At 31.9% G+C, this 22,304-nt stretch carries 25 protein-coding genes; 22 read left to right on the forward strand and 3 right to left on the reverse strand.

The window, feature by feature from the left end; all coding sequences use genetic code 11:
• Positions 1 to 51 precede the first annotated feature (51 nt).
• A complete protein-coding gene (gene purD / locus ACFQ1R_RS10670) occupies positions 52 to 1,323 on the forward strand; it encodes a phosphoribosylamine--glycine ligase (RefSeq protein WP_379926157.1) in 1,272 nt (423 codons plus the stop codon).
• Here purD and ACFQ1R_RS10675 read toward each other — a convergent pair.
• A complete protein-coding gene (locus tag ACFQ1R_RS10675; protein ID WP_379926158.1) occupies positions 1,318 to 1,545 on the reverse strand; it encodes a DUF6341 family protein in 228 nt (75 codons plus the stop codon). The two genes, purD and ACFQ1R_RS10675, sit on opposite strands and share 6 nt — an antisense overlap.
• Positions 1,546 to 1,616: 71 nt before the next feature.
• Here ACFQ1R_RS10675 and ACFQ1R_RS10680 point away from each other — a divergent pair, with 71 nt between their 5' ends.
• The gene (locus ACFQ1R_RS10680) at positions 1,617 to 2,540 is read left to right on the forward strand and encodes a DUF6427 family protein (RefSeq protein WP_379926159.1); all 924 of its coding nucleotides are present in this window, start codon (positions 1,617 to 1,619) and stop codon (positions 2,538 to 2,540) included.
• Here the strand turns inward: ACFQ1R_RS10680 and upp are convergent.
• Positions 2,529 to 3,188 (reverse strand): uracil phosphoribosyltransferase, encoded by a 660-nt coding sequence (gene upp, locus ACFQ1R_RS10685; protein WP_379926160.1) that lies wholly within the window; start codon positions 3,186 to 3,188, stop codon positions 2,529 to 2,531. The genes ACFQ1R_RS10680 and upp overlap by 12 nt on opposite strands.
• A gap of 152 nt (positions 3,189 to 3,340) precedes the next feature.
• Here upp and ACFQ1R_RS10690 point away from each other — a divergent pair, with 152 nt between their 5' ends.
• A complete protein-coding gene (locus ACFQ1R_RS10690) occupies positions 3,341 to 3,946 on the forward strand; it encodes a DUF4254 domain-containing protein (RefSeq protein ID WP_379926161.1) in 606 nt (201 codons plus the stop codon).
• A 32-nt stretch (positions 3,947 to 3,978) separates the two neighbouring features.
• Positions 3,979 to 4,998 carry a glycosyltransferase family 9 protein gene (locus ACFQ1R_RS10695; RefSeq protein WP_379926162.1) on the forward strand — a complete coding sequence of 340 codons (1,020 nt, stop codon included), beginning with the start codon at positions 3,979 to 3,981 and terminating at the stop codon, positions 4,996 to 4,998.
• A gap of 12 nt (positions 4,999 to 5,010) precedes the next feature.
• Here the strand turns inward: ACFQ1R_RS10695 and ACFQ1R_RS10700 are convergent, their stop codons facing one another.
• Positions 5,011 to 6,066: a 2Fe-2S iron-sulfur cluster-binding protein gene (locus tag ACFQ1R_RS10700; protein WP_379926163.1), complete on the reverse strand. Its 1,056-nt coding sequence runs from the start codon at positions 6,064 to 6,066 to the stop codon at positions 5,011 to 5,013.
• 114 nt (positions 6,067 to 6,180) lie between these two features.
• Here ACFQ1R_RS10700 and ACFQ1R_RS10705 point away from each other — a divergent pair, with 114 nt between their 5' ends.
• The 18 genes from ACFQ1R_RS10705 to ACFQ1R_RS10790 all read left to right on the forward strand — a co-directional run bounded on the left by ACFQ1R_RS10705 (position 6,181) and on the right by ACFQ1R_RS10790 (position 22,247).
• Positions 6,181 to 6,519, forward strand: coding sequence for a PadR family transcriptional regulator (locus ACFQ1R_RS10705; RefSeq protein WP_379926164.1), 339 nt, complete (start codon positions 6,181 to 6,183; stop codon positions 6,517 to 6,519).
• A 96-nt stretch (positions 6,520 to 6,615) separates the two neighbouring features.
• The gene (locus ACFQ1R_RS10710; RefSeq protein WP_379926165.1) at positions 6,616 to 7,020 is read left to right on the forward strand and encodes a DUF2059 domain-containing protein; all 405 of its coding nucleotides are present in this window, start codon (positions 6,616 to 6,618) and stop codon (positions 7,018 to 7,020) included.
• An 8-nt stretch (positions 7,021 to 7,028) separates the two neighbouring features.
• Complete coding sequence (locus ACFQ1R_RS10715) at positions 7,029 to 8,507, forward strand: DUF5687 family protein (protein ID WP_379926166.1); 1,479 nt, start codon at positions 7,029 to 7,031, stop codon at positions 8,505 to 8,507.
• Between the two features lie 11 nt (positions 8,508 to 8,518).
• Complete coding sequence (locus tag ACFQ1R_RS10720; protein ID WP_379926167.1) at positions 8,519 to 9,226, forward strand: ABC transporter ATP-binding protein; 708 nt, start codon at positions 8,519 to 8,521, stop codon at positions 9,224 to 9,226.
• 196 nt (positions 9,227 to 9,422) lie between these two features.
• Positions 9,423 to 11,993, forward strand: a complete 2,571-nt coding sequence (porW, locus tag ACFQ1R_RS10725; protein ID WP_379926168.1) for a type IX secretion system periplasmic lipoprotein PorW/SprE — start codon at positions 9,423 to 9,425, stop codon at positions 11,991 to 11,993.
• A gap of 8 nt (positions 11,994 to 12,001) precedes the next feature.
• Positions 12,002 to 12,415, forward strand: coding sequence for a bactofilin family protein (locus ACFQ1R_RS10730; RefSeq protein WP_379926169.1), 414 nt, complete (start codon positions 12,002 to 12,004; stop codon positions 12,413 to 12,415).
• Positions 12,381 to 12,605 (forward strand): AtpZ/AtpI family protein, encoded by a 225-nt coding sequence (locus ACFQ1R_RS10735; RefSeq protein ID WP_379926170.1) that lies wholly within the window; start codon positions 12,381 to 12,383, stop codon positions 12,603 to 12,605. The genes ACFQ1R_RS10730 and ACFQ1R_RS10735 overlap by 35 nt, the downstream gene beginning before the upstream one ends.
• Positions 12,605 to 13,000 (forward strand): DUF6168 family protein, encoded by a 396-nt coding sequence (locus ACFQ1R_RS10740; protein WP_379926171.1) that lies wholly within the window; start codon positions 12,605 to 12,607, stop codon positions 12,998 to 13,000. The genes ACFQ1R_RS10735 and ACFQ1R_RS10740 overlap by 1 nt, the downstream gene beginning before the upstream one ends.
• A 102-nt stretch (positions 13,001 to 13,102) precedes the next feature.
• The gene (gene atpB / locus ACFQ1R_RS10745) at positions 13,103 to 14,218 is read left to right on the forward strand and encodes a F0F1 ATP synthase subunit A (protein ID WP_379926172.1); all 1,116 of its coding nucleotides are present in this window, start codon (positions 13,103 to 13,105) and stop codon (positions 14,216 to 14,218) included.
• 75 nt (positions 14,219 to 14,293) lie between these two features.
• Positions 14,294 to 14,485, forward strand: a complete 192-nt coding sequence (atpE, locus tag ACFQ1R_RS10750) for an ATP synthase F0 subunit C (RefSeq protein ID WP_379926173.1) — start codon at positions 14,294 to 14,296, stop codon at positions 14,483 to 14,485.
• A 75-nt stretch (positions 14,486 to 14,560) separates the two neighbouring features.
• Positions 14,561 to 15,061 carry a F0F1 ATP synthase subunit B gene (locus ACFQ1R_RS10755; protein WP_379926174.1) on the forward strand — a complete coding sequence of 167 codons (501 nt, stop codon included), beginning with the start codon at positions 14,561 to 14,563 and terminating at the stop codon, positions 15,059 to 15,061.
• A gap of 4 nt (positions 15,062 to 15,065) precedes the next feature.
• Positions 15,066 to 15,602 (forward strand): ATP synthase F1 subunit delta, encoded by a 537-nt coding sequence (atpH, locus tag ACFQ1R_RS10760; RefSeq protein ID WP_379926175.1) that lies wholly within the window; start codon positions 15,066 to 15,068, stop codon positions 15,600 to 15,602.
• A gap of 27 nt (positions 15,603 to 15,629) precedes the next feature.
• Positions 15,630 to 17,210 (forward strand): F0F1 ATP synthase subunit alpha, encoded by a 1,581-nt coding sequence (gene atpA / locus ACFQ1R_RS10765; RefSeq protein ID WP_379926176.1) that lies wholly within the window; start codon positions 15,630 to 15,632, stop codon positions 17,208 to 17,210.
• A gap of 88 nt (positions 17,211 to 17,298) precedes the next feature.
• The gene (gene atpG, locus ACFQ1R_RS10770) at positions 17,299 to 18,159 is read left to right on the forward strand and encodes an ATP synthase F1 subunit gamma (RefSeq protein ID WP_379926177.1); all 861 of its coding nucleotides are present in this window, start codon (positions 17,299 to 17,301) and stop codon (positions 18,157 to 18,159) included.
• Between the two features lie 199 nt (positions 18,160 to 18,358).
• The gene (locus ACFQ1R_RS10775; RefSeq protein WP_379926178.1) at positions 18,359 to 19,138 is read left to right on the forward strand and encodes a T9SS type A sorting domain-containing protein; all 780 of its coding nucleotides are present in this window, start codon (positions 18,359 to 18,361) and stop codon (positions 19,136 to 19,138) included.
• 118 nt (positions 19,139 to 19,256) lie between these two features.
• The gene (locus tag ACFQ1R_RS10780; RefSeq protein WP_379926179.1) at positions 19,257 to 20,717 is read left to right on the forward strand and encodes an oligosaccharide flippase family protein; all 1,461 of its coding nucleotides are present in this window, start codon (positions 19,257 to 19,259) and stop codon (positions 20,715 to 20,717) included.
• Positions 20,717 to 21,151 (forward strand): dUTP diphosphatase, encoded by a 435-nt coding sequence (gene dut, locus ACFQ1R_RS10785; protein WP_379926180.1) that lies wholly within the window; start codon positions 20,717 to 20,719, stop codon positions 21,149 to 21,151. The genes ACFQ1R_RS10780 and dut overlap by 1 nt, the downstream gene beginning before the upstream one ends.
• A 76-nt stretch (positions 21,152 to 21,227) precedes the next feature.
• Complete coding sequence (locus ACFQ1R_RS10790) at positions 21,228 to 22,247, forward strand: sugar phosphate nucleotidyltransferase (protein ID WP_379926181.1); 1,020 nt, start codon at positions 21,228 to 21,230, stop codon at positions 22,245 to 22,247.
• Positions 22,248 to 22,304 lie beyond the last annotated feature (57 nt).

Raw genomic sequence — 22,304 nt, forward strand, 5'->3', positions numbered from 1 at the left:
TGAATTTAGCAGCATTAATTTTATTTTTGTACTTCATTTAAAAACAATTCAATGAATATTTTAATTCTAGGTTCTGGCGGAAGAGAACATACTTTTGCTTGGAAAATTGCTCAAAGTCCGTTGTGTAAAAAGTTGTTTGTAGCACCAGGAAACTCAGGAACTGCAACTATAGCTACTAATGTTAATATTGGTGTAACCGATTTTGAGGCTATTAAAAGCTTAGTTTTAAACGAAAACATTGAAATGGTTGTAGTTGGTCCTGAAGATCCATTAGTTGAAGGTGTTCACGATTATTTTTTAAATGATGAAGCTATAAAGCATGTAAAAGTAATTGGTCCACAAAAGGAAGCTGCAACCTTAGAAGGTAGTAAAGAGTTTGCAAAAGAGTTTTTATACAGACACAACATTCCAACGGCAGCTTATGAAAGTTTTACAAAAGATACTGTTGAAAAAGGATTTGCTTTTTTAGAAACATTAAATCCGCCGTACGTTTTAAAGGCAGATGGACTAGCAGCAGGCAAAGGTGTTGTTATTTTAAATGATTTAAATGAAGCTAAAGCTGAATTAAAAAGTATGTTAGTCGATTCAAAATTCGGCAATGCAAGCTCAAAAGTAGTTATTGAAGAATTTTTGGATGGTATTGAATTAAGTTGTTTTGTACTAACCGACGGGAAAAATTACAAAATTTTACCAACAGCGAAAGATTACAAACGTATTGGCGAAGGCGATACTGGTTTAAATACAGGTGGTATGGGAGCAGTTTCTCCAGTACCATTTGCAACCGATGAATTTCTAAATAAAATTGAAGAACGTATTGTAAAACCTACCATAAACGGCTTTAAAAAAGACAACTTACCTTATGTGGGTTTTGTATTTATTGGTTTAATAAAAGTTGGAAACGACCCAAAAGTTATTGAATACAATGTACGCATGGGCGATCCAGAAACGGAAGTTGTTTTACCAAGACTTAAGAATGATTTTGTTGAAATTCTTCAAGCGATGGGTAATGGCACTTTAGATAAAATAAATATTGAAATTGACGAGCGTGCTGCGACAACCATTATGCTAGTATCTGGTGGTTACCCTGAAGATTACGAAAAAGGAAAAGAAATTACAGGAGTTAACGCTATTTCAGATTCTATTCCGTTTCATGCAGGCGCACAATTGAAAGAAGGAAAAATAGTAACTTCTGGTGGTCGTGTTATGGCAATAACGTCTTATGGAAATACGTACCAAGAAGCCATAAAAAAATCTTACCAAAGCATAGAAAAACTACATTTTGATAAGATGTATTATCGTAAAGATATTGGATTCGATTTATAAAAACGAATGCGAAGAAATGCTTTTATCTTCTTCGTTGTTATCATTAAATATTTTAAGTTGTTTCATCCAATAAACCATAGCAGCAAACCCGATGATAACAAAAATCCAAGAAATAGTATTTGCAGCAAACCAGTTTTCAAGCTCTAATGCTTTTAAAGCATCCATAGGTTTGAACAAAAAGTTAACAAATAAATCTTGTATAGCGTAAAAGAAATCTTTCATAGCAATATAATTATTGGTTTCTAACCAGTTTTAGTTAGTATATTTACGAAGCAAAAATACAAAAACAGTTAATGATAACAAGCATTTTTAATAAATCTAAAATAATAAATTTAATTATTGTTTTTTTTATTACCCTATTAGCTTTTGTAACAGCTAGGACAAACATAATAAATGAAACTATTACGCCTGTTTTTGTTTTTAACCAATTATCTGCTTTTTTTATTTGCGCTATTACTATTTTGGTATTCAATTTTATTGTTACTAAAAATAATTTAACCAAAAGTAACAGCTACGAAATTCTGCTTTTTAGCTTGTTTTTTTTAACCTTAGTACAAACTACAAACCATACAAATATCCTTATTTCTAATTTTTTTGTTTTGTTAGGCATTAGAAGGATAATAAGTTTACGTTCACAAAAAAACATAAAAAGTAAACTTTTTGATGCTGCTTTATGGATAGCTTTTGCATCGTTATTTTATTTTTGGGCGATATTATTTTTTATAGTTATTATTTTTAGCTTGTTTTTTTATGCCGATAATAGTTTAAGACATTGGATTATTCCATCCATAGGTGTAGCTACAGTATTTAGTATAGCAGTAGGTGTTTCAATAATTATGTATAATGATTATTTTGAAATATTCAATTCATCCAGAGGTATTAGTTATGATTTTAGTGTGTATAATTCTACAAATTATATAGTTGCTATTACCATGCTAATTTCTTTTGGTATTTGGTCGTCTATATTTTATTTACAAAACATAAAAAAGCAAAAAAAGGATTTAAGAGCATCTTTTAAAATTGTGATAATTACTGCCATAATTGCTTTTGTTGTGGTATTATTTGCGCCCGATAAAAATGGTAGTGAGTTTTTATTTTTATTTGCGCCACTAGCAATTATTATTACCAATTACATTCAAACTATAGAAGATAAATGGTTTAGAGAAGTGTTTGTTGCTATTTTGTTTATTATGCCATTTGTGTTGTTAATGCTGTAGTTTTTCACCAAAAGCCAAATCGCCAGCATCACCTAATCCTGGAATAATATAACCTTTTTCGTTTAGTTTTTCATCAATAGTAGCAATCCATAAATGGGTTGTTTTGTCAAAATGATTTTCAACAAAACTTACGCCTTCTTTAGCGCCAATTACACTTACTAAATGGATTTCTTTAGGTGTTCCAAAAGGTTTTAAAGCTTCAAAAGTTGCAACCATAGATTGACCTGTTGCCAGCATTGGATCTGCCAAAATAAGCGTTTTACCTTCTAAGTTTGGGCATGCTAAATATTCAACAATAATTTCAAAACTTTCAGGATTTTTTTTGTGATGCCTATATGCTGAAATAAAAGCGTTATCAGCAGTATCAAAATAATTCAGTAATCCGTTGTGTAAAGGCACGCCTGCTCTTAAAATAGAGCATAAAACAATAGTATTATCGGTTAAATTTATTGAGGAAGTTCCTAAAGGTGTTTCAACCGAAACCAATTTGTAATTTAAAGCTTTACTCAATTCATAACCTAAAACCTCACCAATACGTTCTATATTTCTTCTAAAACGCATACGATCCTTTTGAATTGAGACACTTCTAATTTCAGAAATAAAGGTGTTTAAAATTGAGTTTTTTTCTGATAAGTTATGAATATGCATACGTTTTGGTCTTTCATTTAGAAATATAAAGTTACTATTTTTAAAGTTATCCTATTCAAATTTAAAATTAGAAAGTGTATAGTTACTAAAATAGAAAGCTTATTAATTATGTTTAATTTTTGTAGTTTTGTACCTCTTTAAATTTATACACCATGTTTACAAGTAAAGCCAACAAAATATTCCAAGACGTTATAGCAAAATACCACGTTATAAATACTGTAGATCAAGCATTTGAAAATCCATATTCTGAAAGTGATTTATTAGAGCATTTATTATACAGAAAATGTTGGATTGATACGGTGCAATGGCATTATGAAGATATTATTCGCGATCCGCAAATTGATCCGGTTGCAGCTTTAACTTTAAAACGTCAAATTGATGCTTCAAACCAAGATAGAACGGATATGGTGGAATATATTGACAGCTATTTTTTAGAAAAATACAAGCATGTAACTGCCAAACCAAACGCAACAATCAATACTGAAAGTCCTGCTTGGGGTGTAGATAGATTGTCTATTTTAGCATTGAAAATCTATCATATGAATGAGGAAGCAACACGTGTTGATGCTACTGATGCGCACCGTGCTGCTTGCCAAAAAAAGTTAGATATTTTATTAGAACAGCGAGTAGATTTAAGTACCGCTATTGATACACTTCTTAGCGATATTGAAAATGGCGATAAATACATGAAAGTGTACAAGCAAATGAAAATGTATAATGATGATGAGCTAAACCCTGTTTTAAGAGGGCAAAAATAAAATTTCTGTGCAAACAGAAATTGCTTCATTATATGTCTAAGCCACCAAAACACATCTTAGTTATTCGTCTGTCAGCTATGGGTGATGTGGCTATGACAGTGCCTATTTTAAGAGCCTTTACACAACAGTTTCCCGATGTTAAAATTACCGTTTTAACAAGAGCATTTTTTTCACCTTTTTTTAGAAATTTACCAAATGTTACAGTGTTTCCTGCCGAGGTTAATGGAAAACATAAAGGCATTTTTGGGCTATATAAACTTTCAAAAGGATTAAAAAAATTAGGAATTGATGCCGTTGCAGATTTACATAATGTGCTACGAACTAATATTTTAAAAACGTTTTTATTCGGGATTAAAACAATTCAAATTGATAAAGGTCGTGCCGAAAAGAAAGCATTAATTTTGGGTGAAATTTTTCAGCAATTAAAAACAACACACCAACGGTATGCTGATGTTTTTGAGGCTTTAGGATTTAAATTAAACTTATCAAATCCTACATTTCCTGAAAAAGCTATTTTAAATGAAAACATAAAAGCACTTTTAGGAAATAATTCAAAAAAACTTATAGGAATTGCACCTTTTGCTGCTCATGAAGGTAAAATGTATCCTTTAGATTTGATGAAAACCGTTATTGAAACCCTTTCAACAGATTATAAAGTCGTTTTGTTTGGAGGTGGTAAAAAAGAAATAGAAACATTAAATACATTTGCTGCAACTTCAGAAAACATTATAAATGTTGCAGGTAAATTGCAACTTGAAGAAGAATTAGATGTAATTTCAAATTTAGATGTAATGCTTTCTATGGATTCTGGTAATGCTCATTTAGCCGCCATGTTAGGTGTAAAAGTTGTTACAATTTGGGGCGTAACACATCCATTTTCTGGGTTTGCGCCGTTTAATCAACCAAAAGATTACGCACTACTTTCAGATAGAAACAAATTTCCAAAAATACCAACGTCTGTTTACGGTAATAAATACCCAGAAAACTATAAAGAAGCTTCCAGTAGTATTTCACCTGAAACGGTTATAGCGAAAGTTCGAGCAATAATCTAAAAGTAAAGCGTTCTAAACATCATCAAAATCTACCACAATAGTATCTGTAGTAGGATGCGCTTGGCAAGTAAGTATTAAACCCGAAGCTACTTCTTTTTCGGTTAAAATATTGTTTTGGCGCATGGTAACTTCACCTTCTTTTAAACGCGCTAAACAGCTACTACAAATACCACCTTGACATGAATATGGTGCATCAATATCTTCATCTAAAGCCGCTTCTAAAATGGTTTGCTTTTGCGACATTTCAATAGTAGTTGTTTCATCATCAACCGTTATTGTTGCGGTAGTTTTACCCGATGCAGCTTTAGGTTCTTCAATATCTGTGGGTTTTGCAGCTTTAAAAAGCTCAAAGTGAATACGGTTTGCATCTATACCATTACCGGTTAACACGTCTTTTACGGTATGAATCATGGCTTCTGGTCCGCATAAATAAAAAGCATCTACGTCAATATGTTTATGCTTATTTAGCATCACATAATTAACGGTGCTTTTTTCAATCCTTCCAAAAATAGAATCGTCTTTATCTTGTTGGCTAAAAACAAATTGAATAGAAAAACGATCTTTATAGGCATGTTGAAGCTCTAAAAGTTCATTTAAAAACATGGTATCGTCAGTCGATTTGTTTCCGTAAACCAAAATAACTTTGCTGTAAACTTCTTCTTCTAAAGCACATTTTATAATACTTAAAATTGGTGTAATACCACTTCCTGCTGCAAAAGCTGCTATATTTTTTGTTTTAGAATCGTTTGGTTCAAAAATAAAACGCCCTTTTGGAGGTGCAACATCTATAGAATCGCCAACTTTTAATTCGTTGTTTGCATATGCTGAAAACGTACCATCTTTAACTTCTTTTACAGCAACTTGAAGTTCACCACTTTTTGGCGATGCGCATATAGAATAATCGCGTCGTACCTCGTTGCCGTTTACCGTTGCTTTTAAGGTTATGTACTGCCCAGATTTAAAAGTAAAAACATCTTTTAAGTTTGAAGGCACATTAAAAGCAATGCTTATAGCTTTATTGGCTTCTTTTTTTATATTTTTAATTGAAAGTTTGTGGAATGATGACATGTGAAAATTTTTAACAAAAATAATGAAGCCATTAGATTTTTTAATACAATTACTTAAAAAATAATTACATAAAATATTTATGCATAAGAATATTATGTATATATTTGAACTTATATGAGCAATTCCAATTTATATAAAGGTAGTATAACAACCATCATTTTAAAGCTTTTAAATGAAAATGATAAAATGTATGGCTATGAAATTACTCAAAAAGTAAAAGAACTTACAAAAGGAGATCTTAAAATAACCGAAGGTGCTTTGTATCCTTCGTTGCATAAATTGGAAGCCGATGGGTTTTTAGAAGTTGAGGTTATAAAAATTGGCAATAGGCTACGTAAATATTACAAGCTTACTGAACAAGGAACAAAAGAAACAGTGAATAAATTGGCAGAATTAGAAAGTTATATTAAAAACATGAGAGCTTTAGTAAACCCTAAGTTTCGTTTTGAATAATAAAAATCCAGATTATAAACACATATAAACTGTAACATTTTTATAAAAAAGGTTACAAACAACTAAAATATAATAACTAATCAATTTAAACATAGAATGAAAAAAATCTTACTAATAGGTATATTTTTAACAGTTTTAACTGTAAAAGCCCAAGAAGAAAACACAGTATTTAAAACAGAAACTATCGAATTCATAAAGTTAACTGGAGCAGGAGCTGCTTTTGACGATGCCATTGCGCAAATAGGTTTTAAAGTTTCTGAAGAAAAAAAAGCAGACTATACAAAAGAAGCTCTAGCAACATTAGATGCTTTATACGATAAAATGGCTGTACTTTACATGGCAGAGTTTACTCAAAATGAAATAAAAGAGTTAACCGCTTTTTACCATACAGATTTAGGTAAAAAATTAGCAAAAAAACAATTAAGTTTAACCCAAAAAGCAATGGGATTTGGTCAAGCTTGGGGTATGGAAGTAAGCGAAATTGCTCAAAAATATAATTAATTTAAAAAATGATTAAACAGTTTTTAAGTTTAGAATGGAAATCGTTTTTTAGGTCGGCTAGTTTTGGTAAAGGCATTGCTATAAAAATATTAATGGGGTTTTTAGCATTATATTTTATAGCTATGTTTTTAGGAATGGGACTTATTTTGTATCCCGCACTTAAAAAAATGTATCCAGAGCAAGATCCTTTAAAAATAGTAAACAGTTTTTTATTTTATTGGGTAATTGCCGATTTGGTTTTTAGGTTTTTCTTCCAAAAACTACCCGTTATGGTTGTAAAACCATTGTTAACACTACCAATTAAACGACGACGCATTGTAAACTTTGTTTTAGGCAAATCTACCACGTCATTTTTTAACTTTTTACCACTTTTTGCTTTTGTTCCTTTTGGAATAACGCTTATGGTAAAAGGTTACCCAATAGCGTCTGTTTTAATTTGGATGCTAGCACTTGTATTAGTTGTGTTAATCATTCATTTTTTAAACTTTATTATTGAAAGTTTTTCAAGCGAAATAGAGTTGTCTTTTTTACCAATTTTAAGTGTCACAGGTGGGTTGTTTGCACTTAACCATTTTGAAATTATTTCGTTTTCAAACATTGTTTCTTCTGGTTTTGAAGCTATTTATAATATGCCAGTTTTAATAGTAGTTCCTGTTTTAATTTTAATAGGGCTTTATCTTTTTAATTTCAAATTATTAAGAAAAAAACTGTTTTTAGATAGTGGTTTAAAAGAAAAAGTAGCCGAAATAAAAACATCCAACCTAGATTGGACAAAAAACTTTGGAGCCATTGCACCATTTATGCAACTCGATTTAAAACTTATTTGGCGCAATAAACGCACAAAATCATCAGTTTGGATGCTGGTTATGGGCTTGTTGTATGGGTTGTTTTTCTATCCGCAACCTGTGTATCAAGGTATGCCATGGTTTTTTGCATTTATCGGTATTTTTTCAACAGGTATTTTTCTAATCAATTTTGGACAATTTATTCCAGCTTGGGATAGTGGTTATTATAAACTGCTAATGAGCCAAAACATTAAATACGAACAATATCTGCAATCAAAATTTACGTTAATGGCGCTAAGTGTTGCAATCTTGTTTGTTTTAGGTATTCCATATGTGTTTTTTGGATGGAAAATTCTTTTAGCACATTTTGCAGCCGCTATTTATAATATTGGCGTTAATACTCATGTTATTTTGTATGGTGGTTCGTTTAACAGAAAGAAGATAGATTTAAGCCAGAAAGCAGCCTTTAACTACCAAGGTACTGGCGCAGTACAGTGGCTTATTGGTATTCCATTATTACTAATACCTATGGGTATTTTTGCACTCTTTTACTTCTTAATTGGTTTTGAAATTTCGTGTTTAATATTAGCCTTATTGGGTGTGGTAGGTATTGTATTTCATCAAAAATTCATGAAAGGTATTACAGCAAAATATTTACAATCAAAATATAAAATGATTGATGCTTTCAATCAAAATAACTAACAAAATTTATCATGATAGCAACATCAAACTTATCAAAAAAATATAACAGCAATTTAGTATTAAACATCGCTTCTTTAGAAATTCCTAAAGGACAAAGTTTTGGTTTAGTAGGTAATAATGGCGCAGGTAAAACCACGTTTTTTAGCTTGCTACTAGATTTAATTCAACCAACAACAGGTTATATAAAAAGCAATGATATTCTTGTTCACGAAAGTGAAGATTGGAAACCGTTCACAGCTGCTTTTATAGATGAAAGCTTTTTAATAGGTTATTTAACGGCTGAAGAATACTTCTATTTTATTGGCGAATTACGCAATCAAAACAAAGCCGATGTAGATGCTTTAGTGGCACAATTTGCAGATTTTTTTCATGGTGAAATACTAAATCAAAAAAAATATTTACGCGATTTAAGTAAAGGAAACCAAAAGAAAGTAGGTATTGTAGCTGCATTAATAGGAAACCCAGAAGTTATTATTTTAGATGAACCGTTTGCAAATTTAGACCCAACTACGCAAATTCGTTTAAAAAGTATTATTAAAGATTTGGCTGAAAAAAAAGGTGTTACAGTGTTAGTTTCTAGTCACGATTTAATGCACGTTACCGATGTTTGCGAGCGCATTGTTGTACTTGAAAAAGGTGAAGTAGTGAAAGATTTAGCAACAAATGCCACTACATTAAAAGAACTTGAAGCTCATTTTTCAGGAACAGAAGTTGTGTAGTTTACGGTTGCGGTTTTCAATTTTCAGTTTACGCTTAAAACTTTCGTCTTTCGTCTTTAGTTACCAAACAAACAACATCACTTCAACCAAAAGTCGTGTCATTTTATGGGTTAATCGAAAAAGATGCTTATTTTTACCTGCTTACATAATATAAGCACGAGTTTATAGTTATTTAGTTAGACTAAAAATACCAGCATTGAAAATACCGTTTAAAGCAACCTTAGTTATTGCATGTTCTACATTACTGTTAGTTAGTTGTTCTCGTAAAAAAGACAAATTTATTAACCGAAATTTTCATGCTGTTACAGCAGAATTTAATGCGCTTTACAATGGTTATATTGCTTTAGAAGAAGGCAGAAAAAGCTTAACCGATGGTTATGCAGATAACTATTGGGAAGTTTTACCTATTGAACGTTTACAAATCTCGGATGAGGTGATGCTTCCTGGGCAATCAAAAAACGAGAATTTTACAAGAGCTGAAGAAAAAGCTGTAAAAGCCATTCAAAAACACAGTATTACAATTGCTGGAAAAGAGAAAAACCCGCAAATAGATGAAGCCTATTTACTTTTAGGCAAGTCTAGATATTTCGACCAACGTTTTATACCAGCTTTAGAAGCCTTTAACTACATTCTGTACAAATATCCTGCAAGTGATAAGATAAACCAAGCGAAAATTTGGCGCGAAAAAACCAATATCCGTTTAGATAATGACGAGCTTGCTATTAAAAACCTTAAGCGTTTATTAGAACAAGAAAAGCTAGACGACCAAGATTTGGCAGATGCAACCTCAATGCTAGCACAAGCTTATTTAAACACAAAATCCGTTGATAGCGCCATAACACAACTAGAAATAGCTTCAAACGCAACAAAAAAGAATGATGAACTTGGGCGTTACAGATTTATACAAGGACAACTATACAACGAGTTAGGTAAAAAAGACAGTGCAAATTATGCTTTTGATAAAGTTATAGAGCTAAACCGCAAAACACCTAGAATTTACATGATATGTGCCGAAATCGAAAAAATTAAAAATTTCGATTACGAAAAAGGCAACAAGTATGAATTACTAGAACACATTACGAAACTTGAAGAAAATCGCGAAAATCGTCCGTTTTTAGATAAAATTTATCATCAAAAAGCAGCCTATTATTTGCAAAACCAATCAGATTCTTTAGCAATAACGTATTTTAATAAATCGTTACGAACCAATTCAACAGACAAAATTTTAAGAGCCAAAAATTATGAAATTCTTGGAGATATGAATTTTGATAAATCGGTATATCGTGAAGCAGGAAATTATTACGATAGTACCATGACAAGTTTGGATTTGAACACAAAACCATACCGCATTATAAAACGCAAACGCGATAATTTAGAAGATGTTATTTATTATGAAGACATTGCCAAAGTAAACGATAGTGTTTTAAAATTGGTTAATTTTTCTAAAGATGAACGTGTTGCATATTTTGAAACGTTTATTGAAAAACTAAAAATAAAAGCCGAAAAAGAAAAGGCAAAAGCAGAAGCTGCCGAACGTAATAATTCAGGTTTAGCAACGGTTAATAACCAATTAGGTGGTGCACAAACACAACGAAATGGCACGCCAACACAAGCTGCCATGTTTTATTTTTACAACCCTACTACCGTATCGTATGGAAAAAACGAGTTTGTAAAAATTTGGGGTAATCGTGCTTTGGAAGACAATTGGCGATGGAGTAGCAAAGGAAATTCTGCTTCAAACGACAATCTATCAACAGATAATCTTATAGCAACAGCTTCAGAAGAAGAAAAGTACGATCCGCAGTTTTACATTTCTAAAATACCTTCCGAATCAAAAGTAATTGATAGCATTTCAAAAGAAAGAAACTACGCCTATTATCAATTAGGATTAATTTATAAAGAGAAATTTAAAGAATACGAATTAGCCAAAAGTAAGTTTCAAAATTTATTAAAAAGCAACCCAGAAGAACGATTAATTCTACCTTCAAAATACAATTTATACAAAATTTATGAAGCTTTAGGTGAAAACGCCGAAGCAACAATAGCAAAAACCGATATTGTTTCAAACTATCCAGAATCTAGATATGCTACAATTTTAACCAATCCAGAATCTGCTTCAGATAAAGATGAAAATAGCCCTGAAAGTTTATATGAAGCATTGTACAGTCAGTTTGAAAAACAAGAATATGTTGATGTTGTTTCAAAAAGTGAAACGTATATTCAAACCTTTGATGGCGAGCAAATAGTTTCAAAACTAGAACTTTTAAAAGCAACTGCAACAGGGCGTTTATACGGTATTGAAGCTTATAAAGAAGCAATAAATTATGTAGCAGTTACTTATGCAAATACGCCCGAAGGCAAGCAAGCGCAAGATATTGAAACAAATGTATTACCTAAATTAACAAGTAACGAGTTTGTTAAAGAAAATGATAGTATAGCAAATAACTATAAGGTTGTTTTTAAGTTTGAAAATGCTAAAAAAGAGCAAATTGCTAGTTTTCAAAAAGACTTAGATGTCGCTTTAAAAAACATAAAGTATTATACATTAAAATCATCGGTAGATGTGTATAATCCAACAACAACATTTGTAATTGTACATGGTTTAAAAAATGCGCAAGTAGCAAAAACCTTCAACCAATTACTAACCAAAGAAGACAAGAAAAAAATAACAGCATCCTACTTTGCAATAACATCAACAAATTACCAAATCATTCAAATCTACAAAAATTTGGATGCTTATTTAAATACAGTTAATAACTCTAAATAAATAGCATTATGTTTTCAGATAACAAAAAAGACAAACCATCATTAGAAGGCTTATCTAGTCAAAATATCATTTCACAAGGCACAAAAATAGTTGGCGATTTTAATAGCGAAGGCGATTTTAGAATAGATGGCACAATAGAAGGCAATATAAAAACCACAGGTAAAATTGTTGTTGGAAAATCAGGCTACATAAAAGGAACCTTGCAAGGAACAGACGCTTACTTTGAAGGTAAATTTTCAGGAAAATTAGGATTATCAGGCACGCTTACCTTAAAAGCTTCGGCACATATTGATGGTGAAGTTGTTGCAGGTAAACTAGCCGTGGAACCTGGAGCTACATTTAATGTATCGTGTATTATGAAAGGTACCGTAAAAGAAATGAACAAAGGTGAACAAGGAACAAAAACCGAAAAAACAGCTTAAAAATGCTGTTGTACTTACTGGTGTAGCAATTCAAATGGGTATTACTATTTACCTTTTTGTTTTGTTAGGTAAGTGGTTAGATTCTAAATATTTTGAAGGCGGTAAATTATTTTTAATTATAGGCACGCTGCTTGGTGTTGCCATTTCCTTATATGTTGTATTACAGCAACTAAAGAAGTTTAACGATTGATGAAAAAATTATTTATTAGAAGCGTTTTTGCCATACTTAGCGTTTCTTTAGTTACTTATTTTATATACACTTGGATTTTACAAATCACTAAAACCGAAGCATTAAGTAGTCAAATAATTTTAGCTTTTATAATCAATACCATATTAGCTATTGCAATTTTAAGTACACTGTTTGTTTTCAGAAATAAGTTTAAAGACCAACTAGGATTTATTTTTATGATTGGTAGTTTTATTAAGTTCGGATTCTTTTTTGTCTTCTTTTATCCAACATATCATTCAGATGGTGTTATAACTCGCAACGAATTTTTGTCTTTTTTTATTCCATATGTCATTTGCTTAATCACTGAAACAGTAGCTTCTATAAGGCTTCTGGGAAGATTAGATGCAAATGAATAAGTAAAAAAAAGGACTACGTAAATAATGTGAGATTTTGTTTTTTGATTTTAAGATAAAACCATACCTTTGCACCGATTTTTAGCCCACTATTAATTAAGTGATATGCAAAATATATTTTCATTAAAAACAATTTGTTTATTATTTTTCTTCGTTTCAACGTTTTCTTTCGCTCAGCATGAGGAAGAAAAAATGCACTTAGAAGAAATTGCTCCAGAAGTGGAAGGTAAACAAGGTATAAAGGAAGAAATTAAAGAATACATCAATCATCACTTACTTGATTCTCATGACTTTGGTTTATATTCTTATGAAACTGATGCTGGTGAGCATAAATACGTTGGTTTTCCGCTTCCTGTAATTTTATGGGATAATGGGTTACAAGTGTTTTCATCTTCAAAACTTCATCACGGCGAATCTGTTGCAGAGGTTAATGGAAACCACTACAAATTATATCACGGAAAAATATACAAAACAAACGCTGAAGGCACTATTCACCATGATGCGCATCATCATGCTACAAACTTTAAACCTTTAGATTTTTCAATTACTAAAAACGTATTCACTATTTTTTTAGTAGGCTTGTTGATATTCTTCATGTTTAGAAGCATGGCTAAGTCTTATACAAAAGGTGCATTACCAAAAGGTATGGGACGTTTACTAGAGCCTGTAGTTTTATACATTAGAGATGATATTGCGATTCCAAACATTGGTATTAAAAAATATAAGCGTTATATGCCGTATTTATTAACCGTGTTTTTCTTTATTTGGATTATCAATTTATTAGGGTTAACGCCACTTGGAGTTAACGTAACAAACAATATTGCTGTAACATTAGCATTAGCGTTATTAACCTATTTAATAACCACATTTACAGCTAACAAAAACTATTGGGGACATATTTTCTGGATGCCTGGTGTGCCATGGCCAATGAAAATTATTTTAGCTCCAATAGAATTATTAGGAACATTCATTAAGCCATTTTCATTATTAATTCGTTTGTATGCAAATATCACTGCAGGGCATATCGTATTAATGAGTATTATAGGTTTAATGTTTATCTTTAAAAACTGGTTAGGAAGTTCATTATCATTTGGTTTAGCATTCGTGTTAGCCTTGTTAGAACTTTTAGTGGCTGCTTTACAAGCGTACATCTTTACAATGTTATCGGCATTGTACTTTGGTTCGGCTGTAGAAGAGCATCACCACGACGATCATCATTAATGAGTAAAAAATAAGTTTTTCATTTTGGCAAAAATGAAAATATAAATTGAGTGTTTAATTTTTAATATATATATTATGACAATTCCAAACATTGTAGGAGCTGGTTTAATCGTTATTGGTGCTGGTTTAGGTATCGGTAAAATTGGTGGTTCAGCTATGGAAGCTATAGCTCGCCAACCAGAAGCCTCAGGAAAAATCCAAACAGCTATGCTTATTGCAGCTGCACTTATTGAAGGTATTGGATTTGCTGCTTTATTTGCAGTTTAAAAACAAAAAACAGCTATAACGGTTGGTTATAGCTGTTTTTAAATTAAAAATTAACTAGTATAAAAAGACACATAAATGGAAAAATTAATTGAACAATTTTCATTAGGTTTATTCGTATGGCAATCTGTATTGTTTATTGGTTTAGTGCTTTTATTAAAAAAGTTTGCTTGGAAACCAATTCTTGACGCTGTAGAGAAAAGAGAAGAAGGAATTAAAGGAGCATTAGAATCTGCTGAAAAAGCAAAGTTAGAAATGCAAAACCTTCAAGCAGATAACCAAAAGTTATTAAAAGAAGCTAGAGCAGAGCGTGAGGAAATGTTAAAAGAAGCAAGAGATATCAAAAACAAAATGATAGAAGATGCTAAAGGTGAAGCGCAATCTCAAGCTAACAAAATGATCGAGCAAGCTACAGCAGCTATTGAAAGTGAAAAGAAAGCAGCTATGGCAGAACTTAAAAGTCAAGTAGCTGGTTTATCTATAGAAATTGCTGAAAAAGTAGTACGTGGTGAATTATCTAACAAAGACAAACAAGAGAAATTAGTGGAGTCTATGTTAAGCGAAGCAAAATTAAACTAAAACCATGGCAGGAGCAAGAGCAGCAATACGTTACGCAAAAGCAGTTTTAAGTTTAGCATCCGACAGAAATACGGCCGATGCTGTTAACACTGATATGAAGCTAATTGCAAACACTATTGCAGAAAGCAAAGATTTAAACGATGCACTACAGAGTCCTGTAGTAAATGCTTCGGTAAAAAAAGCAGTGTTGTTGGAGGTTTTTAAAAACGCAGATAAAACAACCTTAAGCTTAATAGATACTTTAGTAACTAACAATAGAATTGCTATTTTGTGTGATGTTGCTTCAAAATACACGCAGTTATTTGATGAATCTAAAGGTATTCAAGTAGCAACGGTTATTACAGCAATTCCTTTAACCGATGCTTTAAAACAAAAAGTATTGGCTAAAGCAAAAGAGCTTACAGGAAATGATATTGAAGTACAAAGCATTGTAGATGAAAGTATTTTAGGAGGTTTCATCTTAAGAGTTGGAGATATCCAATACAACGCAAGTATTTCAAATCAATTAAGTAAATTAAAAAGAGAATTCACATTAAACTAAGATATTTATATCTAAATAAATAATAAGATGGCAGAAGTAAAACCAGCTGAAATATCAGCAATCTTAAAGCAACAACTAGCAGGTTTCGAAGCAAGTGCTTCTTTAGACGAAGTTGGAACTGTATTAACTGTAGGTGATGGTATTGTACGTGCTTACGGATTAGCTAACGCTCAATATGGCGAGTTAGTAGAATTCGATGGCGGTTTAGAAGGTATCGTACTTAACCTTGAAGAAGATAACGTAGGTATTGTATTACTAGGAGTTTCTAAAGGAGTTAAAGAAGGTTCTACAGTAAAACGTACAGGCCGTATTGCTTCTATCAATGTTGGAGAAGGAATTGTTGGACGTGTTGTAGATACTTTAGGAAACCCAATAGATGGTAAAGGTCCTATTTCTGGTAAAACTTACGAAATGCCTTTAGAGCGTAAAGCACCTGGAGTTATTTTCCGTGAGCCTGTAACAGAGCCTTTACAAACTGGTATTAAATCTATCGATGCAATGATTCCTGTGGGTCGTGGTCAACGTGAGTTGGTTATTGGAGACCGTCAAACAGGTAAAACAACTGTTTGTATCGATACCATCTTAAATCAAAAAGAATTTTACGATGCAGGTAATCCTGTATATTGTATATATGTTGCTGTAGGTCAAAAAGCTTCTACAGTAGCAAATATTGCAAAAACATTAGAAGATAGAGGTGCTTTAGCTTATACTACTATTGTTGCTGCAAATGCATCCGATCCTGCACCTATGCAAGTATATGCGCCTATGGCAGGAGCTGCTATTGGTGAGTATTTTAGAGATTCTGGTCGTCCAGCATTAATCATTTATGATGATTTATCTAAACAAGCGGTAGCTTACCGTGAGGTTTCTTTATTATTACGTCGTCCACCAGGACGTGAGGCGTATCCAGGTGACGTTTTCTACTTACACTCGCGTTTATTAGAGCGTGCAGCGAAAGTAATCAACAATGATGATATTGCTAAAAACATGAACGACCTTCCAGAATCGTTAAAACCAATCGTAAAAGGTGGTGGTTCGTTAACAGCATTACCAATTATTGAAACGCAGGCGGGAGACGTTTCTGCATATATCCCAACAAACGTAATTTCTATTACAGATGGGCAAATCTTCTTAGATGGAGATTTATTCAACTCTGGTGTACGTCCAGCAATTAACGTAGGTATTTCGGTATCTCGTGTTGGTGGTAATGCACAGATTAAATCAATGAAAAAAGTAGCAGGTACTTTAAAATTAGACCAAGCACAATTTCGTGAATTAGAAGCGTTTGCTAAGTTTGGATCTGATTTAGATGCCGTTACCTTAAACGTAATTAATAAAGGTAAACGTAACGTTGAGATTTTAAAACAAGCTCAAAACGATCCTTTTAAAGTTGAAGACCAAATCGCTATTATTTATGCAGGTTCTAAAAACTTATTAAGAGACGTACCAGTTGAAAAAGTTAAAGAATTTGAAAGAGATTATCTGGAATTCTTAAAAGCGAAACATGCCAATGTGTTAGCAGACTTAAAAGCAGGTAAATTAACTGATGAAGTTACAGATACATTAACAGCTGTAGCGAAAGATTTATCAGGAAAATACAAAGCTTAATTGTCATTCCTGTAAAAAGCAGGAATCTCATGTTTTGAAATTGAATTAAATAGATTCCGCAATAAGTGCGGAATGACAAAAAGAGATTATGGCGAATCTAAAAGAAATACGTAACAGAATATCATCGGTATCTTCAACGATGCAGATTACCAGTGCCATGAAAATGGTATCGGCTGCTAAGTTAAAAAAAGCACAAGATGCTATTACAGCAATGCGTCCGTATGCAGATAAGTTAACCGAACTTTTACAAAGTTTAAGTGCTACTTTAGATGTAGATTCAGGTAGCAAATTCTCTACACAACGCGACGTAAAAAAGGTTTTAATTGTAGTAATTACTTCAAATAGAGGTTTGGCTGGAGCTTTCAATTCAAACATCATAAAAGAAGTAAGCAAATTAACATCTAATGCGTATGCTAATCAAGAAGTTTCGTATTTAGCAATTGGTAAAAAAGGTAATGATGCCTTTAAAAAATCGGGTAAAGTTATTGCCAATTATAATACTATTTACGACGATTTAACTTTTGATAACGTAGCTGAAATTGCTCAAATGTTAATGGGTAAGTTTGTTGCTGGCGAGTTCGATAAAATTGAAATTGTTTATAACAAATTCAAAAATGCTGCTACTCAAGAAGTGATGGTTGAACAATTTTTGCCAATTGTTCCTGTTGAATCTGATACTAATGTTAATTTAGATTATATTTTTGAACCATCAAAAATTGAAATCGTAGAGCAATTAATACCTAAGTCGTTAAAAACACAATTGTACAAAGGTATTAGAGACTCTTTTGCTAGCGAACACGGTGCGCGTATGACTGCAATGCATAAAGCAACCGATAATGCCAAAGAACTAAGAGATCAGCTTAAATTAACATACAACAAAGCACGTCAAGCTGCCATTACTAACGAAATTTTAGAAATTGTTGGTGGTGCGGAAGCATTAAACAACTAAAATCATTAGTTTTATCATTTCTGCTCAAACAGAAATCCTTTATATTATAAAGCCTCATATCATTGAGGCTTTTTTGTTTTTTAAAACATCGACAAAATTCACTTTATACAAGATTAAATAATTAAGATTAAAGTAAATTCTTAATTTCTATGTTTGTTTTGATATATTTGAGTAGATTTTTACTTAACCTAAATTTACTATGAAAAAAAATTACGTTTTATTTATTGTTCTGTTTTTATTAATTATTTTTAATAAAGCAGAGGCACAAACATTAACATTCACATCGGACGCAGGAACGCTTTGGAATGATGGTATTGCAACTGATGGAGAAGGTGGTTCTACTGATATTTTAGGCTTAGCAATAGAAATTTATAATGTAAATGATGCATTAAATAATATTGCTGAAATAGAATGGAAATCTGCAGGCGAATTATCCGGGACTGATAACTTTACAGGTTTAACCACTTTTGCAGTTCCATATGGTTCTACTACTGGTTGGAAAGGACATATTATTAAAGAAGCTTCAGGTTTGGAGTTTCAAATAAATGGGTTTGATTGGTTTGATTGGGGAAATTATAACAACCAACCAATGACCGTTACAGGTTTTAAAAATGGTTCTCAAGTAGCAATAACTACTTTTGTTGGAAATAACAATGGAAACAGAGTTTCGGTGAATTTGAATTCTAGTTTTGATAACGTAGATGAAGTTAGAATTTTAACTACTTCTGGTACTACATACCCAACAATAAATAATGTCCAAATAGCAAATGCTGTTTTAAGTAATGCGTCGAATACAGTTATAGGTTCTAAAATAGTAGTTCAGAATAATAAATTTATATCGAATACTAAAGATGTGAAAATAGAAGTATATAGTGTGTTAGGGCAAAAATTAGAAAACCAAAACTTAGCATCTGGAGTTTATATTTTAAGAGTAACATTAAATGATGGTAAAATGGTTGCTCTAAAAAGATATATTTAATTAAAGCTTAAATTTTCATACAAAAGCTTCACAAATTTGTGAAGCTTTTTTTATTTAGTGATTATTTTTATAGCTTCACTGAATTATCTACTTTTAACACAACTTATTATCTATTACTTTGAGCGGACTTAAAACTTTATTTAAGCAAACATTTATTTATGGTCTAGCAACCGTACTTCCAAGAATGCTTAGCTTTATATTAGTACCTCTTTACACTACAAAAGGTGTTTTGTCTTCAGTTGCCGAGTATGGTGAAGTATCTGTTATTTTCTCCTATTTTGTATTATTCAACGTGGTATTAGCGTATGGTTTAGAAACTGCTTTTTTTAGGTTTTTTAATAAAGATGACGATAAAGATGCAGTTATAGGAACATCGGCTATCTCACTTATAGTATCTTCATTTGGATTTTTCATTTTAGCGCTATGTTTTCAACATCAAATAGCAAACTACATTAATATTCATGTAAAATACATCAATTTAGTTATCTGGATTTTGCTTTTTGATGCCTTGGTTATCATACCATTTGCATGGTTACGAGCTACACAACGCCCTATGCGTTATGCATTCATTAAAATAATTAATGTTGTTATTAATATAGGATTGAATTTGTTTTTCCTTTTATCATTAAAAAAACTGGCGGTAAACAGTACACTTTTTGAAAGCATTTACAAACCCAATTTTGAAATTAGCTACATATTTATTGCCAACTTAATAGCAAGTGCCGTTACGTTGCTTTTAATGACACCATTTTATACGAAAATAAAGTATGTGTTTAATGCCAATTTATGGAAAACCATGATGCAATATGCGCTTCCAGTTTTGGTGGCTGGTGTTGCTTTTTCAATAAATGAAACTTTCGATAGAATTTTATTAAAAGAATTATTACCTGCAAATGTAGCAGATACTCACATAGGAATGTATTCAGCATGTTACAAAATTTCTTTGTTTATGACGCTGTTTGCAACCGCTTACCGATTAGGAATAGAACCATTCTTTTTTAGTCATGCTAAAAGCGAAAACCCTCAAAAAAACTACGCCAAAATATTGGAATTTTTTGTTGCTTTAGGTTCAGTAATTTTACTTTTTGTAGTGGTATTTGCCGATATTTTAAAACCTATTATTGTAAGAAGTGAAGCTTATTGGGAAGCCATGTGGGTGGTGCCTATTATTTTAATTGCCAATTTTTGTTTAGGTATTTATCACAACTTATCGGTTTGGTATAAAATTACAGATAAAACCAAATTTGGAGCTTACATTTCTATTATTGGTGCAATAGTTACTTTGGTTATTAACTTCATGTTTATAAAAGCGTATAGTTATAAAGCTTCTGCGGTTGCTACTTTAGCAGCTTATGCTATCATGATGATTTTATCATATTATTATGGTAAAAAGTATTATCCAATACCTTACAATCTAAAAAAAATAGGCATGTATTTATTGCTTTCTGTAGGACTTTCAATGGTATCATTTTATCAATTTAGAGCCAATTATGTGGTTGGTATTTCTATGTTAATTGTATTTTTGGGCATTGTAGTTAGTTCAGAAAAAAACGAATTAAAAAAAATATTTAACAAGTAATGACTATTAAAATAATAAACAAATCAAATCATGCTTTGCCAAATTATGAAACCATAGCATCGGCAGGAATGGATTTGCGAGCAAATTTATCGGAATCAAGAACACTAAAACCATTAGAACGTAGCATTGTTGGTACGGGCTTGTTTATAGAATTGCCAATTGGTTACGAAGCGCAAGTACGTCCACGTAGTGGTTTAGCAGCAAAAAAAGGAATTACCGTATTAAATGCACCTGGAACTGTTGATGCAGATTATAGAGGTGAAATAGGAGTGATACTTGTAAACCTTTCAAACGACGATTTTACAATTGAAAATGGCGAGCGTATTGCACAATTAGTAATTGCAAAACATGAACGTGCTGAATGGATTGCTGTTGAAGAACTTTCAGAAACCACTAGAGGCGAAGGTGGTTTTGGAAGTACTGGAACGAAGTAAAAGAAGAACTACGATTAACGATTTATGATTTTAGAACATAAAACAAATACACAAATAAACGAATCAACTCAATAAAATGAAAATAATAGTACCAATGGCAGGACGAGGTTCTCGTTTACGGCCACATAGTTTAACAGTACCAAAACCTTTAATTCCTGTTGCTGGACAACCTATTGTTCATCGCTTGGTAAAAGATATTGCTAAAGTTTTAAAACAACCAATAGACGAAATTGCTTTTGTTTTAGGTGACCCAGCTTTTTTTGGCGATGATGTTGTTGAAAGTTTAGAAAAACTAGCAACTAGTTTAGGCGCAAAAGCATCTATTTACCGTCAAGATTTGCCTTTAGGTACAGGTCATGCCATTATGTGTGCTAAACCGTCTTTATCGGGTTCTGCAGTTATTGCTTATGCTGATACACTAATACGTGCCGAGTTCGATTTAGACCCAACTGCTGATAGCGTTATTTGGACGAAACAAGTTGAAAACCCAGAAGCATACGGTGTTGTTAAACTAAACGCCAACCAAGAGATTGTTGAGCTAGTTGAAAAACCAAAAGAATTTGTTAGCGACCAAGCCGTAATAGGTATTTATTATTTTAAAGATGTAGCAGTTTTAAAAGAAAAGTTGCAACAAATTTTAGATGAAAACGTTACCAATGGAGGCGAATACCAAATTAATGATGGTATAAAACGCATGATGGCAGATGGAAAAGTTTTTAAAACTGGAACTGTTGATGAATGGATGGATTGTGGAAACAAAGCCATAACCGTTGAAACAAATACCAGAATGTTAGGTTTTTTAAAAGCAGATGGCGAGGAGCAATTGGTGGCAACATCTGCTATGTTGCAAGATTCTAATATTATTGAACCTTGTTTTATTGGAGAAAATGTGGTGATTAAAAACAGTACCGTTGGTCCTAATGTATCAATTGGTAATAATAGTATTATCGAAAACTCAACTGTTAAAAATAGTTTAATACAAACGCATACTACTATTCAAAACGCTAATTTAGATGATGCCATGATTGGTAATCATGTAAAGTTTGATGGAAGCTTTACAAGTGTAAGCATTGGCGATTACTCGGTGTTAGAATAGAATTCCTGCGCAGGCAGGAATCTCATAAAAATAGTATGGAACATTGGTAGGTTTATA

The sequence above is a fragment of the Mariniflexile jejuense genome, assembly GCF_042675665.1.
Classification (GTDB): Bacteria; Bacteroidota; Bacteroidia; order Flavobacteriales; family Flavobacteriaceae; genus Mariniflexile; species Mariniflexile jejuense.

Excerpts from the sequence above, each read along its gene's own strand:
- ACFQ1R_RS10700 (WP_379926163.1), bottom strand. The coding sequence starts at position 6,066 with ATGTCATCATTCCACAAACTTTCAATTAAAAATATAAAAAAAGAAGCC.
- ACFQ1R_RS10775 (WP_379926178.1), top strand. The coding sequence starts at position 18,359 with ATGAAAAAAAATTACGTTTTATTTATTGTTCTGTTTTTATTAATTATT.
- ACFQ1R_RS10705 (WP_379926164.1), top strand. The coding sequence starts at position 6,181 with ATGAGCAATTCCAATTTATATAAAGGTAGTATAACAACCATCATTTTA.
- ACFQ1R_RS10680 (WP_379926159.1), top strand. The coding sequence starts at position 1,617 with ATGATAACAAGCATTTTTAATAAATCTAAAATAATAAATTTAATTATT.
- atpE (WP_379926173.1), top strand. The coding sequence starts at position 14,294 with ATGACAATTCCAAACATTGTAGGAGCTGGTTTAATCGTTATTGGTGCT.
- ACFQ1R_RS10755 (WP_379926174.1), top strand. The coding sequence starts at position 14,561 with ATGGAAAAATTAATTGAACAATTTTCATTAGGTTTATTCGTATGGCAA.
- ACFQ1R_RS10720 (WP_379926167.1), top strand. The coding sequence starts at position 8,519 with ATGATAGCAACATCAAACTTATCAAAAAAATATAACAGCAATTTAGTA.
- atpG (WP_379926177.1), top strand. The coding sequence starts at position 17,299 with ATGGCGAATCTAAAAGAAATACGTAACAGAATATCATCGGTATCTTCA.
- dut (WP_379926180.1), top strand. The coding sequence starts at position 20,717 with ATGACTATTAAAATAATAAACAAATCAAATCATGCTTTGCCAAATTAT.
- purD (WP_379926157.1), top strand. The coding sequence starts at position 52 with ATGAATATTTTAATTCTAGGTTCTGGCGGAAGAGAACATACTTTTGCT.
- ACFQ1R_RS10675 (WP_379926158.1), bottom strand. The coding sequence starts at position 1,545 with ATGAAAGATTTCTTTTACGCTATACAAGATTTATTTGTTAACTTTTTG.
- ACFQ1R_RS10730 (WP_379926169.1), top strand. The coding sequence starts at position 12,002 with ATGTTTTCAGATAACAAAAAAGACAAACCATCATTAGAAGGCTTATCT.
- ACFQ1R_RS10790 (WP_379926181.1), top strand. The coding sequence starts at position 21,228 with ATGAAAATAATAGTACCAATGGCAGGACGAGGTTCTCGTTTACGGCCA.
- ACFQ1R_RS10715 (WP_379926166.1), top strand. The coding sequence starts at position 7,029 with ATGATTAAACAGTTTTTAAGTTTAGAATGGAAATCGTTTTTTAGGTCG.
- atpA (WP_379926176.1), top strand. The coding sequence starts at position 15,630 with ATGGCAGAAGTAAAACCAGCTGAAATATCAGCAATCTTAAAGCAACAA.
- ACFQ1R_RS10695 (WP_379926162.1), top strand. The coding sequence starts at position 3,979 with ATGTCTAAGCCACCAAAACACATCTTAGTTATTCGTCTGTCAGCTATG.
- atpH (WP_379926175.1), top strand. The coding sequence starts at position 15,066 with ATGGCAGGAGCAAGAGCAGCAATACGTTACGCAAAAGCAGTTTTAAGT.
- ACFQ1R_RS10740 (WP_379926171.1), top strand. The coding sequence starts at position 12,605 with ATGAAAAAATTATTTATTAGAAGCGTTTTTGCCATACTTAGCGTTTCT.
- upp (WP_379926160.1), bottom strand. The coding sequence starts at position 3,188 with ATGCATATTCATAACTTATCAGAAAAAAACTCAATTTTAAACACCTTT.
- ACFQ1R_RS10690 (WP_379926161.1), top strand. The coding sequence starts at position 3,341 with ATGTTTACAAGTAAAGCCAACAAAATATTCCAAGACGTTATAGCAAAA.
- atpB (WP_379926172.1), top strand. The coding sequence starts at position 13,103 with ATGCAAAATATATTTTCATTAAAAACAATTTGTTTATTATTTTTCTTC.
- ACFQ1R_RS10710 (WP_379926165.1), top strand. The coding sequence starts at position 6,616 with ATGAAAAAAATCTTACTAATAGGTATATTTTTAACAGTTTTAACTGTA.